This is a genomic window from Agrobacterium sp. 22-210-1 (assembly GCF_053522525.1).
In genome coordinates this window covers 2366501-2381393 of sequence record NZ_JBNWCI010000001.1, presented here as the reverse complement: position 1 = coordinate 2381393, position 14893 = coordinate 2366501, and the positions used below count along the sequence as shown (strand labels likewise).

Here is a 14893-nt window from a genome sequence, read left to right as displayed (position 1 = left end):
TCGCTGCGTGCAAATCGGCTTTTATGCTTTGCGTTTCATCAAGCAGAAGAAGAAACCGTCCGTATCTGTGGTTGCAGGTGTCAGCGTCACTGTCTTTCCGTCCGAGGAATGCGGTTTGTTCGCATTTGCACCGAAAGTCGTCTGCCAGCGCTCCAGAGCGGAACCGATGACAAATTCAGGATTTTCCTCGCAGAAACGCCGGACCTGCTGCTCGTTCTCCTCAGGCAGAACGGAGCAGGTGACATAAAGCAACTCGCCGCCCGGGCGCACGAAACCCTTCGCCTGCGAAAGTGCCTCGCCCTGCTGCTGCACGCGTTCTTCCAGATTGCGTGCTGTCAGCCGCCATTTGGTGTCGGGGCGGCGGCGCCATGTTCCGGTGCCGGTGCACGGCGCATCCACCAGAACGCGGTCGAATTTTCCCTGGAAGGGCACAAGCCCGGCGGTACGGTCATGAACCTGCACGTTGCGGGTGCCGGCTCGTTTCAGCCGCTCGATGATCGGTGCGAGCCGCTTGCGGTCGGCATCGAAGGCGTGAACCTGGCCTTTATTGTTCATGCTGGCAGCCATGGCCAGCGTCTTGCCGCCGCCTCCGGCGCAATAATCGAGGATTTGTTCGCCTTCATGCGCGCCGGCGAGATCGGCAACAATCTGCGAGCCTTCGTCCTGCACTTCGAACCAGCCCTTCTGGAAGGACAGTTCGGCGGTGACGTTCGGCAGGCGAGAGGGACCTTCACCGGCGGGGATGCGAACACCCTGACGGGCGATACGGGTGCCTTCCGCGCCGCTTTCCTCGAGCGCCTTCAAAACTTTTTCGCGGGTTGCCTTCAGCGTGTTGGCGCGCAGGTCAAGGGTCGGCCTCTCATTCAGCGCCTGCGCTTCAGTGAGCCAGTTTTCGCCAAATGCCGTTTCGAAGGAAGATTGCACCCATTCGGGAATATCACCCTGAATATGGGCCGGTGCATCACCGAGAGAGCGGGAAAGAAAGGCCTGCTGCCTTTGTTCGTCTGGCGCGGCGGGGGCGAACTTGTCGCCATCGAATTCCGCCGCCAGTTCCGAAAAGCTTTTGCCCCATTGGCGCAGCAGCACGGCATAGCCCAGCGAGGCGGCGCTGTCGTCATCCATCAGCCAGGCGTGTGACAGCTTCATGCGCAAGGCGTCATAGACGATGTTGCCGATCGCAGCCCGGTCACCGGAGCCTGCGAAACGATGGGCAAGCCCCCAGTCCTTCAATGCATCGGCGACAGGACGTTTGCGCCCTTCAATATCCGCCAATACTTCGATTGCTCCGGCCAAACGCCCGCCCAAACGCATTGTCTACCTCATTTTGCTGATAAGCCCGGTTGGTAGACGCGAATGGCGGCGAGGGCAAGGCTCAATCGGCCTTGACGATCTCGTAGCAGACCTTGGCGGTGCCGGAACTGATCATGCCGATGTTTTTGGCGGCAGCCTTGGAAAGATCGAGAACGCGACCCTTGATGAACGGACCGCGGTCATTGATGCGCACCACCACGGCTTTGCCGTTGCGCGCGTTGGTTACCTTGACCTTGGTGCCGAACCGCAGCGAGCGGTGAGCGGCGGTCAGGTTGGCGGCGTTCATACGCTCGCCCGAAGCAGTCTTGGAGGTCAACGCATACCACGATGCGCCTCCACAACCATTTGCCGCATTCGCCTGAAGAGGCGCGATGATGGAACAGGCGGCTATAGTTGCAGCGGTGAAAGTTATACGACGGATATTCAACAAACTGTGCTTCCCTGAAAATCGGCCCCGCGCCGATTGATTGTGCCCTTGCTAAACGACCATAAACTGGCCTGAACGCCTTTTGATGCGAGATTGTAGGGCGAGGGAAAAATGGCGAAAAAAAGCTAAGCTCAAATCACGAAGTGTTACAGACTGTAATATTCGTGATCATTAGCCGGAAAGGTGTCCGAATGACGGGCGGGCATGAAAATGGAAAAAATAACGCAGAATCAATGCGCAATCGAAATGCTGTTGCAAGTCACGGCTTCGTGAATCCACTTCACGAAATGTGAGTGAAATATTTTTCTAATTGCTATGATTTTAGTGAATTTTGTTTGGTTAATAAAGTCCTAATTGACCAAAATACGACGAAAACCATCCGAAAAAGTGGGTTTGGAAGGATTTTTCATCGTTTTTAAAGGCCCGGTTTTCAGCCCCGCCAGAGGCCGGATTCCCACAACTGCGTCAGCGAGATTTTGTACTCCGGAAAGTCGAAATTGAAGCCGAGGCTGCGTATTTTGGCGTTGGAAACACGCTTGTTCTCGCCGTAGAAGGAGCGCGCCATAGGGGTCAGATCGGCGGTTTCGAATGCCTGTTCGGGCGGCGGCTCCACACCCATCAACGTGGCGGCGAAGCTCACCACATCCTGGGGCGGGCAGGGTTCGTTATCGGTGACGTTGAAGATGCCGCGTTCATTCTTGCTCGCCAGAAAGGCAAGTGCCGCACCAATATCCTCGACCCGGATGCGATTGAACACCTGATCTTTCTTTACCAGTCTGCGCGCCGTTCCCTTCTCGAAATTCATGAAGGTATTGCGTCCGGGGCCATAAATTCCGGACAGACGAAGGGTGACAAGCGGCACATTTGTTTTTTCGGCAGCTGCCGCCCAGGCGGTTTCAGCGGCCACCCGCTCCACGGAACGGGCGGAGACCGGGCGGCAGGGGCTCTCCTCATCCACCCACGCGCCGTCATGGTCGCCATAAACGCCGACGGTGGAAAGATAAGCCATCCATTGCAGCTTCGGCAAGAACCGTTTCAGATCGCTGCCCAACAGCGCCAGCAGCGGATCGCCTTGCCCGCCAGGCGCAATGGACTGGACGAGATGTGTGATATTGCCCATCGCGGCGATGAGATCGTCATTAAGATGAACGCCATCAAAAAGGAATGGCGTCATGCCTGTGGCTTCGAGGTTCGGAAACTTATTCTCACTGCGCGTTGTACCGGAAATAGTATCAGCCGCGGATTTCAGTGCGTTTGCGATGGCTTTTCCCGAATATCCCGCGCCGAAAATCATCACATGCATGCGTCACGCCTCTGCCAGTTGCCATTCCATTGCCGCCTCCGGATCAGGTTCCGGCGCACGGGTGGCAGAGTAAGTACGGAATTCCTCCCTGTCCATAAGATGCGACAAAGCCCATGCGGCCATACCACGCACCTCCGGCGAAGGATCCTTTTCGGCGAGAGACTTGCATTGCTCAACGAATTGCCGGTCGGCGGAGTTTCCCGCCGCGATCAGCACATTGCGGATAAACCGATTGCGACCGATGCGCTTGACCGGGGAGCCGCTGAAAAAGCTGCGGAAGGCGGCATCGTCGAGCGTCAGCAGAAAGGAAATGGAGGGTTCCTTCAAATCCTCGCGCGCCTGCAATTTCATCTCGGAGGCGCTCGCCGCAAACTTGTTCCACGGACAGGCGGCAAGGCAATCGTCGCAGCCATAGATGCGGTTGCCAATCATCGGCCGGAATTCGTGCGGGATCGGCCCCTTGTGTTCGATGGTGAGGTAGGAGATGCAGCGGCGCGCATCGAGCTGATAGGGAGCGGGGAAGGCGGCTGTCGGACAGGCATCGAGACAGGCGCGGCAGGAGCCGCAATGATCCTTCTCGGCCTCATCAAGACAGAGCTCGGCGGTGGTGAACATGCTGCCAAGAAACAGCCAGGAGCCGTGGGTGCGGCTGACCAGATTGGTATGTTTGCCCTGCCAGCCAAGCCCGGCGGCGGCGGCAAGCGGTTTTTCCATCACCGGCGCGGTATCGACAAAGACCTTCACATCCTCACCGGCGCGTGCGGCAAAGCGGGTGGCAATCTCTTTCAACCGGCCCTTGATGATGTCGTGATAATCGCGATTGCGGGCATAGACCGAAATGGCCGCCTTGTCCGGTTTGGAAAGCAGGCCGCGCGGGTCTTCCTCCGGGCCATAATTGAGGCCGAACATGACGATGGAGCGCACATCGCCCCACAGCGTTTTCGGCTCAGCCCGGCGAGCCTCCGTTTCTTCCATCCACGCCATCGTGCCGTGGTAACCCTTCTCGAGAAACAGCCTCAGCCGTTCCGGCGCCAGCGGAATGCTGTCCGGTGTGGTGATGCGGCAGAGATCGAAGCCAAGCGAAAGCGCTTCCTGACGAACGAAATCCGTCAGTTTGCGCGCGCGTATCCGCTGCTTGTCGCTGGCAACGTCGATGGTCGTTTCTCCCGAGGGTTATTCTGCGACATATATATGCTCAACGCGGGCCGCAGCAAATAACCGGGAAGGCGACGCTTTAAAAATCCAGGTCGGCGTAGTGGGAGGAAGGGGCAAGGCGCGGAATGCGCTCGCTCAGAAACGGCCGGAAAGAGGGACGGGATTTCAGCCGCTGATACCATTCCTTGGCAATCGGCGCCTCGAGCCAGTTGATCTCACCAAGATAATCCAGCACCGAAACGCCAGCTGCGGCGGCAAGGTCGGCATAGCTCAACCGGTCGCCGGCAAGCCATGTGCGCGAACCGGCCAGCCACTCCAGATATTTGATGTGCTGGCGGATATTGTTGCGGGCAGTGCGCAACAGCTTGGAATCCGGCGGACCGCCACCCTGCGCTGTCGTCATCTGCAATTTATAAACCCGCTCCCGCACCAGCGGCCGGGTTACATCATTTTCCATCTTCTGCAGAAACCACTCGGTCAGGCGGCGGATTTCCGCCCGCTGAAACGGGTCTTCTGCCAGAAGTCGCCTGTCGCGCTTCAAAACCCCATGCGTTTCGTCAAGAAACTCGGCAAGCACGTAAGGCCCGCTCAGCGAGCGCATATTGTCATCCAGATAGACCGGCAGGGTGCCGGCCGGATTGAGCGCCAGAAACTCCCGTCGTCTTTCCCACGGCTGCTCTTCCACGAGATCGGTCTGGAACCCGTATTCTGCGAGGATCAGACGAACGAACCGGGATGCGGTCGACATCGGAGAATGAAAGAGAGTTGGCATCGGTACTCAATTTTTACGATTGGTTGTCATGATCGGCATTTGCCGGAAAACTTTTTCAGTTTCGCTTCATCAAGACGCTATAAGAGCTTGGCTACTTTAAAACAAGTTTAACGCAATTGCTTTCCATTGCCGCTTTCCCCTGAAAAAAGGATACCTCATGGGTGACCAATCGATCATCAGCGCGCTTCTGCTGGGCATTATCGAGGGTCTGACGGAGTTTATTCCCGTTTCCTCAACGGCGCATGTGCTGCTGGCCGGGCATTTCCTCGGCTTCAAATCACCCGGCAATACCTTTGCCGTTCTTATTCAGCTCGGCGCGATCCTCGCAATCCTTCTTGTTTATTTTCAAAAGCTTATATCGATCGCACTCGCTTTGCCGACAAGCGCCAAGGCGCGTCGCTTCGTGCTGGCCGTCGCGCTTGCCTTCCTGCCGGCGGCGGTGATCGGGGCCTTAGCGCATGACTTCATCAAGACGGTGCTTTTCGAAACACCAATGCTGATTTGTGTCGTCCTGATCATCGGCGGCGTCATATTGCTTGCTGTCGACCGCATGCCATTAAAACCAAAATATACCGACATCATGGATTATCCGCCGTCGCTCGCCTTCAAGATCGGCCTCTTTCAGTGCCTTGCGATGATCCCCGGCACCTCCCGCTCCGGCGCCACAATCGTCGGCTCGCTGCTGATGGGTACGGACAAGCGTTCCGCTGCCGAATTCTCGTTCTTCCTGGCAATGCCAACCATGCTCGGCGCTTTTACCCTCGATCTCTACAAGAACCGCGATGCACTGAGCTTCGATGATGGCGCGCTGATTGCCGTCGGTTTCATCGCCGCTTTTGTCTCCGGCCTGTTCGTTGTGCGCTCGCTGCTGGACTTCGTCTCGCGGCGCGGTTTTGCACCTTTCGCCTGGTGGCGCATCGTCATCGGCTCGCTGGGGCTGATAGCACTTCTGGTTTTTGGTTAAGCCAGTGAATGACGGCCTTCTTTAATGGCCGGACCGAAAACGAAAAAGCGCCCCGGAAAACCGGAGGCGCTTTTTCTTTGAAGCTTGTAGAGGCTGATCAGTTGGTGCTGATCGAAGCCGTTGCGCAGGGATCGACGCCGTAAGCGGGAGCGCAACCGCTCTTGCCCGCCGCAACCGTTCCCGGCGCCATGAAAGAACCCGCCAGAACCACCAAAGCCGCACACGCAAAAAAGAGTGCGATAGATCTGCCCATTTTATGATTGCCTTTCAGACGTTCGTTCGCGCGGATGATGCCGCCGTGTGTGAATTGAGGGTCCGGGATATGTTTGGAATGTGGCCAATATCAATAAAGGAGCTTGCTGAATACCGGGTTAATGCGAAGTCTTTTCCACAGTTGCGCTTGTGCCACGCTTACCTGTTGCGGCCAGATAGCCGTTAACTTTTACCCGGCTTTGCAACGCCGTCCATGTTGATGCTGCACCTCCCCTTCAGTTGAGGGAGAAATGCGCCAATAGCGGTTTGGTTGCAATTCAATCGCGCAAAAACAAAAAGCGGGAATGGCTCCCGCTTCCGTTCAAAATGGCGATGCCTGAAGTGCAGTTTCAGGCGGCTTTTCCGGCGTTGGAGAACTGACCATGTGTGCGGTACTGCACCATGTAGGAGGGCAGAACCGAAGCGACACGAACGGGGTTGATGCCGATGCCTTCCAGTGTCAGGCCGTTCTTTTCCGCCTCGCTGGAAACGACATTGTCCTTTTTCAGCATGGTCACCTGATCGGCCGTCAACGGTGGCGTGATGAGCGGGACCAGTGAAGCGATCTTGCCGATCATCGAGGCGACGCCAAAAGGCAGATTGATGAAAGGACGCTGACGGTAAGTTGCTGCAAGAACGGCCTCAAGACAGTCGCGGAACGTCATTACGTCCTGACCGCCGAGTTCGTAGATAGCGCCGGGCTTCAGCTTGCCATCGACGCTGCGGGCAACCGCCTCGGCGACATCCTCGACATAAACAGGCTGGAATTTGGTTTTTCCACCGCCGATCAGCGGCAGGAAAGGCAGGCTGCGGGCCATCTTGGCGAATTTGTTGAAGAAATCGTCTTCCGGTCCGAAAATGATCGACGGGCGCAGGATCACCGCGCCTGGCAGAACGGAGTGGATGGCGGCTTCAGCGCGGCCCTTGGTGCGGCCATAGCCGGTCTGCGAATTTGCTTCCGCCCCGATGGCAGAGATATGCGTCAGCGTCGCGCCGGCATCGCGGGCGGCTTCGGCAATGGCCTTGGCGCCGAATTCCTGCACGGCGTCAAAGGTGTTGCGGCCGCTTTCGGTCAGGATGCCGACGCAATTGACCACGTGGTCTGCATCTTCGACGGCTTTGATTATGGAGTCGCGATAACGCAGGTTCGCCTGGGCGAAGGAAATCTGGCCGACATTGCCGAGCGGCTGCAGGAAACCGGCAAGATCCGGCCGACGCACGGCAACGCGGATGCGATAACCGCGCTTGGCGAGCATTCTCACGACATGCCGCCCGACAAAACCCGAACCGCCGAAAACGGTGACGAGGGGTGGAAGGTTGGCCAAGGTCATGGGAGGCTCCTCAGAAGCTGTCGATAAAGCGTTTTTCAGTCTCTTAGCCCAAAGCCGCGCGCGCGTGAAGAGACGTTGTCGCAAGGCATGGCCAAGGTTTTACAAATCGGCCAAGTTTTGCAAATCGGATTGAAGGTCGTCAAATTCCTTCAACGATCATCATATCGGTATCGGCGATGTCCTGACGAATTTTGGCCGCAGCCTGGTATTCGGGGGAGTTGTAGCAATCGATGGCGTGTTGCACCGAGGGGAACTCGATCACGACGTTGCGTCCGCGCGCCTTTCCTTCCAGTTCGGTCAAAGCGCCGCCCCGCGCGAGGAAATTGGCGCCAAACCGCTCGAAAGCGGGCTTCGCCGTCGCGACATAATCTTTATAGCGCTCGTTGTCGCGTACATCGACGTGGGCGATCCAATATCCCTTTGCCATTTCATCTCCTCCTATTGTCGTTACTGATTGGCCGGAAAGCTGGCGCGCAGCATGTCATCGAGAATGGCGCGGGCTGCCGCCTTCGGGTCTTCCGCCCTGACGATGGGGCGGGCGACGACCAGATGGCTAGAGCCGGCCTTGATGGCATCGTAAGGCGTCATCACCCGCTTTTGGTCGCCGAGATCCGCTCCAGCCGGGCGAATGCCGGGGGTGACGACAGCGAGGTCCGGGCCGAGAATTTCTCGCACTGCCGTCGATTCCTCCGCCGAGCAGACGATGCCGCCCATGCCGGCCTCACGCGCCTGCTGCGCCCGGCGCAGCACCAGCGAACGGGCATCCGAGGCGTAACCGGCTTCCACCAGATCGCTGTCGTCCATCGAGGTCAGCACGGTGACGCCGAGCAGGCAGAGGTCAGAGCCTTCGGCCGCCTTGACCGCGGCGCGCATGGCTTTCGGATAGGCGTGCAGGGTCAGCATCGACATGCCCATGCGGGCGATATTTTCGACACCGGATGCGACGGTATTGTCGATATCAAGCAGCTTCATGTCGAGAAAGACCTTTTTGCCGCTCTGAACAAGGTCACGCGCAAATTCGAGACCGCCTGCGAACACCAGCTGATAACCGATCTTATAGAAGAGAACCTCGTCACCGATTTTCGAAACGATGTTTTCGGCCTGCTGCACAGTCGGAACGTCCAGCCCGACGATGAGTTTTTCGCGCGCGGTCATTGTCTTATCCCTGCCATGTTTCCATTGGCGTCCAGTCGCATGTGGGAGACGCGGCTGCAAGTGAAAACTCGGCGATGGAAAAGCGGAAAAGATTGCCGCCGCCCGGAGGCTGGTCCTTGGCGCGGCTGATGCCACGACCTTCAATATGGCATTTCAACAGCGTGCCCACGCCGCCATGGCCGACAAAGGCGATGGGCTGTTGTGGTTCGTGCCTGTCGAGAACAGCTTTGACCGCACCGACAATCCGTGCCTGCGCGTCGATCGCTTTTTCCCAACCGTGAAAGCTCTCATCAGGGTGGGCAAAGAACCAGTCCGCCGCCTTTTCGAATTCCGGCGGCGGCAGGAAGCCGGTGGCGGACCGGTCGTTTTCATGCATCGCTTCGATAATCTCTATCGCCGCACCGGAGGTTTCCGCGAGGATACGGGCGGTTTCGATCGCCTTGGTTTCGGCGCTGGAAACGATGCGCCGCAACGCCCGCGCCCAGGGGAGGCGGCTTGCCTCCCGCGCCCGCTCGGCACCCCTGTCCGAAAGCCCCCAATCAGGAACGGGAACCATCGGATCGATCTTGACCTGAGGATGGGTGATATAAAGCGCGTGCATGAAACCGGTCCTCAAAGGCAATGGAAAGGGCAAACCAACACCCTAACCATCCGTCACGACCGGGAAATGACGGTCTTAGCCATTCTGTCGAATGGTTACGCCCGCGTATAGGTCCACAATTGTGCCGGCGGAATATTGCGCACGATGAAATCGAAATGGCGGATGTGGTAGAGATGCGGCTGCGCGACGATTGGGGAAATCGGACCGTAGGATATCTGCACCACGGGGCGGCCATGCGGCACGCGCTTCAGCAGTTCGTCAAGAAGCTTGATACGGGCGGCCATCGGGAAATTCAGCATCGGCACGGCGGAAACGACGCTGTCGAACATCTGGTCCTTGTGTTCACCGAGTGTCGCATCGAGATCGAAGGCGTCGCCATTGACGAAATTGACGCCGGGGTAGCTCCGCAGCAGCTGATTATAGAAATCGGTCGAATATTCGATGGCCGTCAGGCTTTCCGGCTTGATGCCGCGCGCCAGAATGGCCTTGGTGATGACGCCCGTGCCCGGGCCGAGTTCGAGAACCGGCAGGCCGGAATGGGGATTGATGACACTCGCCATTTTTTTCGCCGTGATCGACGATGTCGGGACAATGGCGCCGACTTTTTTCGGTTGGCTCACCATGCCCTTGAAAAAGCGGATTTCTTCCTCAAATTTCTGCTCAAGGCGTTGCTTCAGGTTAAGTGCCATAATTCCCCTCGGATACATTTTTGGTCATTGTCAAAAAACGGTTACGCACTGTTGATCCCATTTGGCGCAAAAACAAGGCAAAATGTCGTAACTGGAAAAATTCGCTTATCGTTTGAAACGCGCGGTAGCCGAATCAAAAAACGCCGGTGAAGCGATCCACCGGCGTTTTTGATTGAATTGGCAAAAAACAGCCGTTTAAACGCGCATCGGCATCAGAACATAGAGTGCATCATCGCCGGCGGTGTCGCGAACGAGCGTCGGCGATCCGGCATCTGCCAGCAGAAAAATCGCATCCTCACCGGATAGCTGCGAAGTGATGTCGAGGAGATATTTGGCATTGAAGCCGATTTCCATCGAATCATTGTCGTAACCAACGGCCACTTCTTCGGTAGCACTTCCCGAGTCGGGATTGTTGACGGTCAGCGTCAACTGGCCGTCAGTTAGCGCCAGCTTCACGGCGCGGCCGCGCTCGGACGAAATCGTCGAGACACGATCCACGGCCCGCGCGAAGGTCTGGCAATCGACGCGCATTTCCTTGTCGTTGCCGGTGGGGATCACGCGCTGGTAATCCGGGAAGGTGCCGTCGATGAGCTTCGAGGTCAAAACCACCGAACCGATGGTCAGGCGGATTTTGGCGTCCGAGACTTCTGCGGTGACTTCCAGTTCCGGATTGTCCATCAGCTTCTGCAATTCGCCGACGGTCTTGCGCGGAATGATGATGCCAGGCATGCCTTCCGAACCGGAGGGCGCATCCACATCGGCGCGCGCCAGACGGTGACCGTCCGTCGCGACAGCGCGCAGCTTAAGGTCGCCGCCGCTTTCGATGGTGTGGAAGAAGATGCCGTTTAGGTAATAACGCGTTTCTTCGGTCGAAATCGCAAATTGCGTCCGGTCGATCAGCATCTTCAGATCGGTCGCCTTCAGTTTGAAAGTGTGGCTGAAGGTGCCGGCTGTCAGGTCAGGGAAATCGGTTTCCGGCAGGCATTGCAGCGAGAATTTCGAACGGCCTGAGGCAACCGTCATGGTGGAGCCATCCGGGTTGGTGGCCAGAAGCACCTCGGAACCGTCAGGCAGCTTGCGCACGATTTCATAAAGCAGGTGCGCCGGCACGGTGGTGGCGCCCGCCTGTTCCACCATGGCTGGTGTTGCTTCGGTGATTTCGAGGTCGAGGTCGGTCGCCTTCATGTCCAGATTGGCGCCGGATGCGCGAAGCAGGACGTTGGACAGGATCGGGATGGTGTTACGACGCTCGACAACCCTGTGCACGTGGTTCAGCGATTTAAGAAGGTTCGACCGCTCAAGAGTAATACGCATGGACGCTACCGCTTTCAACCGTTGCGAACCGGCCACCGCCGGATCGGCAAGAAGAGTCTTGACCGGCAAAAAGCCGGATAATGTGGACGGGCAAAATGGCAGAGTTATTGCAGAAAATGCAAGAGCCGAGTGCGTCTGCTTCCGCGCATTTTGCTGCTATACAGCATGATCCACAGGCTGGAACCGTCCATGGACCTTGTTCGCCGGTTTTCTATTGCCCATAAAGGAGGAAAAACCGGAGCGACCGGCCGGCAATAATCGGCCAGAATGATTGGAAGCCGTGTGACGGAAGAACTATCGAACAGCGATGCCAGGCAGGCAACAAAGGAATTCAGGATCGGTACGGCCACCATTCCGGCACGGCCGCTGGAACCGGCGCTCTATCTTGTGGCCACCCCCATCGGCAATCTCGGCGATATTACCATCCGTGCGCTGGAGACGCTGGCTTCGGCGGATGTTCTCGCCTGCGAGGATACCCGCGTCACCCGTATCCTGCTTGAACGCTACGGCATTCGCACGCGGCCACTCGCCTATCACGAGCACAATGCGAACGAAGCGGGGCCGAAGCTCATTGCCGCCCTGGAAGCCGGAAAATCCGTGGCACTGGTATCCGATGCCGGAACGCCGCTTGTTTCCGATCCCGGTTATCGTCTTGGTCAGCTGGCACTTGAGGCAGGCCATCGCGTTGTGCCGGTACCGGGCGCATCGGCGCCGCTTGCCGCCCTTGTCGGATCGGGCATGCCGAGCGATGCCTTTCTGTTTGCAGGTTTCCTGCCGGTGAAGGACCGCGGCAAGCGGGATCGTTTTGCCGAACTTGCGAAAATCCCCGCCACTTTGATCTTCTTTGAATCGCCGCGCCGCATCGGCACCACCGTCAAGGTGGCGTCGGAAGTGCTTGGCCGCGACCGGCGCGCTGTGGTCTGCCGCGAGCTGACCAAGACTTTCGAGGAATTCCGGCGAGGCACGCTCAGCGAGCTTGCCGATTATTATGACGAGGATCGTGTGGTGAAGGGCGAGATCGTGCTGCTGATCGAGCCGCCCTCCTATGACGAAATTCCCGATATCGAGGATGTCGAGAAGCTCCTCAAGGATCTGGTCGCGACCATGCCTGCCGCCAAAGCCGCGGGCGAGGCATCAAAATTGACCGGCTTGCCGCGCAAGGAGCTTTATCAGCGATTGCTGGATATGAAGGACAGGGATGGCGGCTGACGGGCGAAAGAACGCGAGGCGCAAGGCCGAGCGGCGTGGCCACAACGCGGAATATTGGGCCGCGCTTTATCTGTTGTTCAGGGGATATCGCATCCTCGCCATTCGGTATCGTACCCGGCTTGGGGAAATCGATCTCATCGCCCGCAAGCGGGATGTGGTCGCCATCGTGGAGGTAAAGGCGCGCTCGTCTGGTGTCGCGGCTGTTGATGCGGTCGGCTCGCGTTCGCAGCAGCGCATCCGCGCCGCCGCCGATCTCTGGCTCTCTCGCCGCGGGGATGCTGCCCGGTTTTCACTGCGCTTCGATATCGTCGCCATTCTGCCGCGACGCCTGCCGCAGCATTTCATCGACGCGTTTTGAGGGGGAGGGAAGGCAATGTCCAGCGAGCGCGAAAAAATGGCCGCGGGCGAATGGTACAGCTGCATGGATGCCGAACTGGATGGGCTGCGCCTGCGCGCCCGCCGGGCCGTTCACCAGCACAATACAGCGCTGCCGGATGAGCGCGGAGCCATGGCGCCGCTGCTGCACGCCCTCTTCGCCTCTGTCGCGGAAGGCGCATTTATCGAAGCCCCGTTTCATTGCGCTTACGGCTTCAACATCACGCTGGGCAGGAATGTCTATCTGAATACCAGCTGCGTCATTCTCGATTCCGCCAGGGTGGTGATCGGCGATGGGGCAATGCTCGGTCCGGCCGTGCAGATCTATTGTGCTGAACACCATCTGGACCCGGTTCCGCGCGCGCAAGGTATTGAAATCGCAAAGCCGGTGACAATCGGCCGTGATGTCTGGATCGGCGGCGGCGCAATCCTGCTGGCCGGCATTACCATTGGTGATGGGGCGATTGTCGGTGCCGGTTCGGTGGTGACGCGGGATGTGCTGCCGGGCGCGACGGTGGTGGGAAATCCGGCCCGTCCGATAAAGCGCAAGGACGCCTGAGACATCCATTTTTGAAAGAACGGAGTTCATTAACAGGCGCCGTAACAAATCTGACATGAAACTGTTAAAGAGGCGTCATGGAACCCCTCTATTCGCATCCTCATCCTAATAAATGGTGGAGAGGATTTAGTAATGTTGAAGAAGATTTCCATGGCCGCAGTGGCGGTCAGCATTTCGGCAACGTCTTCCATGGCTGCGACCAACATCACCTGGTGGCACGGTATGGGCGGCCGTAACGGCGAAGTCATCAACGAAGTTTCCCAGAAGTTCAACGAAGCCCAGAAGGAATGCGCTCTGACGCCGGTTTCCAAGGGTTCTTACGAAGAAGCACTGGCCAGCGGCATCGCCGCCTTCCGTTCCGGCGAGCAGCCGAACATCCTCCAGGTTTTCGATGCCGGCGCTGCCACCATCATCAACGCCAAGGGTGCGGTCATTCCTGCGGAAGACCTCATCAACAAGGCCGGTTACAAGTTCGACCGCGAAGCCTTCATCAACGGCGTGCGTTATTTCTACGCTGCAGCTGATGGCAAGTTCGTCGGCATGCCTTTCAACTCCTCTGCTCCGATCATGTATGTCAACGACGAAGCCCTGAAAAAGGCCGGCGTCGAAGCGCCGAAGACCTGGGAAGAGTTCGAACAGGTTGCGCCGAAGCTGAAAGAAGCCGGCTACATCCCGCTCGTCCAGTCGCAGCTGACCTGGCAGTTCACGGAGAACTTCTTCTCCCGCAACAACATCCAGTTCGCCACCAACAATAACGGCTACGACAGCGTCACCGACACCAAGCTGAAGCTTACCGATCCGAACCTCGTCATGATGTTCGACAAGCTGAAGGACTGGAAGGACAAGGGCCTGTTCGCTTATTACGGCGCCGGCTGGAACGACAACCAGAAGCCGTTTGAAGAAGGCAAGGTCGCTTTCTGGATCGGTTCTTCCGGTTCGTTCGGTGGCCTGCAGAAGACGGCAACCATGCCGTTCTCGGCAACCTTCCTTCCCTACTGGGGCTCGATCAAGGGCGCTGGCACCAACTCCTTCATCGGCGGCGCCGCTCTCTTCGCAATGTCCGGCAAGTCCGAAGCCGAAAACAAGTGCGTGGCTGACTTCTTCCAGTTCCTGACCTCGCCGGAAATCCAGGTCTTCTATCATAAGGCAACCGGTTACGTCGCCATCACCAAGGCCGCTTACGAAAAGGCCAAGGCTGAAGGTTTCTACAAGGAAAAGCCGGTCGCCGAAGTCGGCATCCAGCAGCTGTCGCTGCCGGGCGGTGAATGGTCCAAGGGTTATCGCCTCGGCTTCTACCCGCAGATCCGCGCCGTCATGGAACGCGAATATAACCGCATCTTCTCCGGCGAAGTTACGCCGAAGGCCGCCTTCGACATCATCGAGAAGGAAGGTAACGACCTTCTGGCCCGTTTCGCCAAGACGGCCGGCTGATCGATCTTTTCGAAACCAATGATCGTTGTCGAGCCTCCTTTCCGA

Annotated in this window: 17 protein-coding genes; 5 read left to right on the top strand and 12 right to left on the bottom strand. The window is 57.9% G+C overall.

The features are described from left to right. Positions 1-21 precede the first annotated feature (21 nt). From ACQZ5F_RS11935 to ACQZ5F_RS11915, 5 genes are all read right to left on the bottom strand, one after another. Positions 22-1311 carry an RsmB/NOP family class I SAM-dependent RNA methyltransferase gene (locus tag ACQZ5F_RS11935; protein ID WP_052820215.1) on the bottom strand — a complete coding sequence of 430 codons (1290 nt, stop codon included), beginning with the start codon at positions 1309-1311 and terminating at the stop codon, positions 22-24. 61 nt (positions 1312-1372) lie between these two features. Next, the gene (locus ACQZ5F_RS11930; RefSeq protein ID WP_035219318.1) at positions 1373-1741 is read right to left on the bottom strand and encodes a septal ring lytic transglycosylase RlpA family protein; all 369 of its coding nucleotides are present in this window, start codon (positions 1739-1741) and stop codon (positions 1373-1375) included. A 427-nt stretch (positions 1742-2168) separates the two neighbouring features. Next, positions 2169-3041 carry an SDR family oxidoreductase gene (locus ACQZ5F_RS11925; RefSeq protein ID WP_225245086.1) on the bottom strand — a complete coding sequence of 291 codons (873 nt, stop codon included), beginning with the start codon at positions 3039-3041 and terminating at the stop codon, positions 2169-2171. Between the two features lie 3 nt (positions 3042-3044). Continuing rightward, on the bottom strand, positions 3045-4196 hold the full coding sequence (gene queG, locus ACQZ5F_RS11920; protein ID WP_137085825.1) for a tRNA epoxyqueuosine(34) reductase QueG: 1152 nt from the start codon (positions 4194-4196) through the stop codon (positions 3045-3047). A gap of 79 nt (positions 4197-4275) precedes the next feature. Continuing rightward, a complete protein-coding gene (locus ACQZ5F_RS11915) occupies positions 4276-4968 on the bottom strand; it encodes a glutathione S-transferase family protein (protein WP_046799268.1) in 693 nt (230 codons plus the stop codon). Between the two features lie 157 nt (positions 4969-5125). On the opposite strand from ACQZ5F_RS11915, the gene ACQZ5F_RS11910 reads away from it, so the two are divergent. After that, positions 5126-5932, top strand: a complete 807-nt coding sequence (locus tag ACQZ5F_RS11910; RefSeq protein WP_046799269.1) for an undecaprenyl-diphosphate phosphatase — start codon at positions 5126-5128, stop codon at positions 5930-5932. A gap of 97 nt (positions 5933-6029) precedes the next feature. On the opposite strand, the gene ACQZ5F_RS11905 is transcribed toward ACQZ5F_RS11910, so the two are convergent. From ACQZ5F_RS11905 to dnaN, 7 genes are all read right to left on the bottom strand, one after another. Continuing rightward, a complete protein-coding gene (locus ACQZ5F_RS11905; protein WP_004439462.1) occupies positions 6030-6185 on the bottom strand; it encodes a hypothetical protein in 156 nt (51 codons plus the stop codon). 349 nt (positions 6186-6534) lie between these two features. Then, positions 6535-7515, bottom strand: coding sequence for a complex I NDUFA9 subunit family protein (locus ACQZ5F_RS11900; RefSeq protein ID WP_052820221.1), 981 nt, complete (start codon positions 7513-7515; stop codon positions 6535-6537). 139 nt (positions 7516-7654) lie between these two features. Next, positions 7655-7942 carry a DUF1330 domain-containing protein gene (locus tag ACQZ5F_RS11895; RefSeq protein ID WP_052820222.1) on the bottom strand — a complete coding sequence of 96 codons (288 nt, stop codon included), beginning with the start codon at positions 7940-7942 and terminating at the stop codon, positions 7655-7657. 20 nt (positions 7943-7962) lie between these two features. Next, positions 7963-8670 carry an orotidine-5'-phosphate decarboxylase gene (gene pyrF / locus ACQZ5F_RS11890; RefSeq protein WP_137085827.1) on the bottom strand — a complete coding sequence of 236 codons (708 nt, stop codon included), beginning with the start codon at positions 8668-8670 and terminating at the stop codon, positions 7963-7965. 4 nt (positions 8671-8674) lie between these two features. Further along, a complete protein-coding gene (locus ACQZ5F_RS11885) occupies positions 8675-9271 on the bottom strand; it encodes a histidine phosphatase family protein (RefSeq protein WP_225339540.1) in 597 nt (198 codons plus the stop codon). Positions 9272-9366: 95 nt separating this feature from the next. Further along, positions 9367-9960 (bottom strand): phospholipid N-methyltransferase PmtA, encoded by a 594-nt coding sequence (pmtA, locus tag ACQZ5F_RS11880; RefSeq protein ID WP_052820224.1) that lies wholly within the window; start codon positions 9958-9960, stop codon positions 9367-9369. Positions 9961-10155: 195 nt separating this feature from the next. Continuing rightward, the gene (gene dnaN, locus ACQZ5F_RS11875) at positions 10156-11274 is read right to left on the bottom strand and encodes a DNA polymerase III subunit beta (RefSeq protein ID WP_046799275.1); all 1119 of its coding nucleotides are present in this window, start codon (positions 11272-11274) and stop codon (positions 10156-10158) included. A 267-nt stretch (positions 11275-11541) separates the two neighbouring features. Here dnaN and rsmI point away from each other — a divergent pair, with 267 nt between their 5' ends. The 4 genes from rsmI to ACQZ5F_RS11855 all read left to right on the top strand — a co-directional run bounded on the left by rsmI (position 11542) and on the right by ACQZ5F_RS11855 (position 14848). Further along, complete coding sequence (rsmI, locus tag ACQZ5F_RS11870) at positions 11542-12483, top strand: 16S rRNA (cytidine(1402)-2'-O)-methyltransferase (RefSeq protein ID WP_225339539.1); 942 nt, start codon at positions 11542-11544, stop codon at positions 12481-12483. Further along, positions 12473-12841, top strand: coding sequence for a YraN family protein (locus ACQZ5F_RS11865; RefSeq protein ID WP_225339538.1), 369 nt, complete (start codon positions 12473-12475; stop codon positions 12839-12841). Before rsmI ends, ACQZ5F_RS11865 begins: the two co-directional genes overlap by 11 nt. Positions 12842-12856: 15 nt before the next feature. Next, positions 12857-13417, top strand: coding sequence for a sugar O-acetyltransferase (locus ACQZ5F_RS11860; protein WP_225339537.1), 561 nt, complete (start codon positions 12857-12859; stop codon positions 13415-13417). Between the two features lie 132 nt (positions 13418-13549). After that, positions 13550-14848 (top strand): extracellular solute-binding protein, encoded by a 1299-nt coding sequence (locus ACQZ5F_RS11855; RefSeq protein WP_225339536.1) that lies wholly within the window; start codon positions 13550-13552, stop codon positions 14846-14848. Positions 14849-14893 lie beyond the last annotated feature (45 nt).

Bases quoted from the DNA above. Each gene is read 5' to 3' on its own strand.
- ACQZ5F_RS11910 (WP_046799269.1), top strand. From the start codon at position 5,126: ATGGGTGACCAATCGATCATCAGCGCGCTTCTGCTGGGCATTATCGAG.
- dnaN (WP_046799275.1), bottom strand. From the start codon at position 11,274: ATGCGTATTACTCTTGAGCGGTCGAACCTTCTTAAATCGCTGAACCAC.
- ACQZ5F_RS11860 (WP_225339537.1), top strand. From the start codon at position 12,857: ATGTCCAGCGAGCGCGAAAAAATGGCCGCGGGCGAATGGTACAGCTGC.
- ACQZ5F_RS11925 (WP_225245086.1), bottom strand. From the start codon at position 3,041: ATGCATGTGATGATTTTCGGCGCGGGATATTCGGGAAAAGCCATCGCA.
- ACQZ5F_RS11895 (WP_052820222.1), bottom strand. From the start codon at position 7,942: ATGGCAAAGGGATATTGGATCGCCCACGTCGATGTACGCGACAACGAG.
- ACQZ5F_RS11915 (WP_046799268.1), bottom strand. From the start codon at position 4,968: ATGCCAACTCTCTTTCATTCTCCGATGTCGACCGCATCCCGGTTCGTT.
- pmtA (WP_052820224.1), bottom strand. From the start codon at position 9,960: ATGGCACTTAACCTGAAGCAACGCCTTGAGCAGAAATTTGAGGAAGAA.
- ACQZ5F_RS11935 (WP_052820215.1), bottom strand. From the start codon at position 1,311: ATGCGTTTGGGCGGGCGTTTGGCCGGAGCAATCGAAGTATTGGCGGAT.
- ACQZ5F_RS11865 (WP_225339538.1), top strand. From the start codon at position 12,473: ATGGCGGCTGACGGGCGAAAGAACGCGAGGCGCAAGGCCGAGCGGCGT.
- ACQZ5F_RS11905 (WP_004439462.1), bottom strand. From the start codon at position 6,185: ATGGGCAGATCTATCGCACTCTTTTTTGCGTGTGCGGCTTTGGTGGTT.
- ACQZ5F_RS11855 (WP_225339536.1), top strand. From the start codon at position 13,550: ATGTTGAAGAAGATTTCCATGGCCGCAGTGGCGGTCAGCATTTCGGCA.
- pyrF (WP_137085827.1), bottom strand. From the start codon at position 8,670: ATGACCGCGCGCGAAAAACTCATCGTCGGGCTGGACGTTCCGACTGTG.
- ACQZ5F_RS11885 (WP_225339540.1), bottom strand. From the start codon at position 9,271: ATGCACGCGCTTTATATCACCCATCCTCAGGTCAAGATCGATCCGATG.
- ACQZ5F_RS11900 (WP_052820221.1), bottom strand. From the start codon at position 7,515: ATGACCTTGGCCAACCTTCCACCCCTCGTCACCGTTTTCGGCGGTTCG.
- rsmI (WP_225339539.1), top strand. From the start codon at position 11,542: ATGATTGGAAGCCGTGTGACGGAAGAACTATCGAACAGCGATGCCAGG.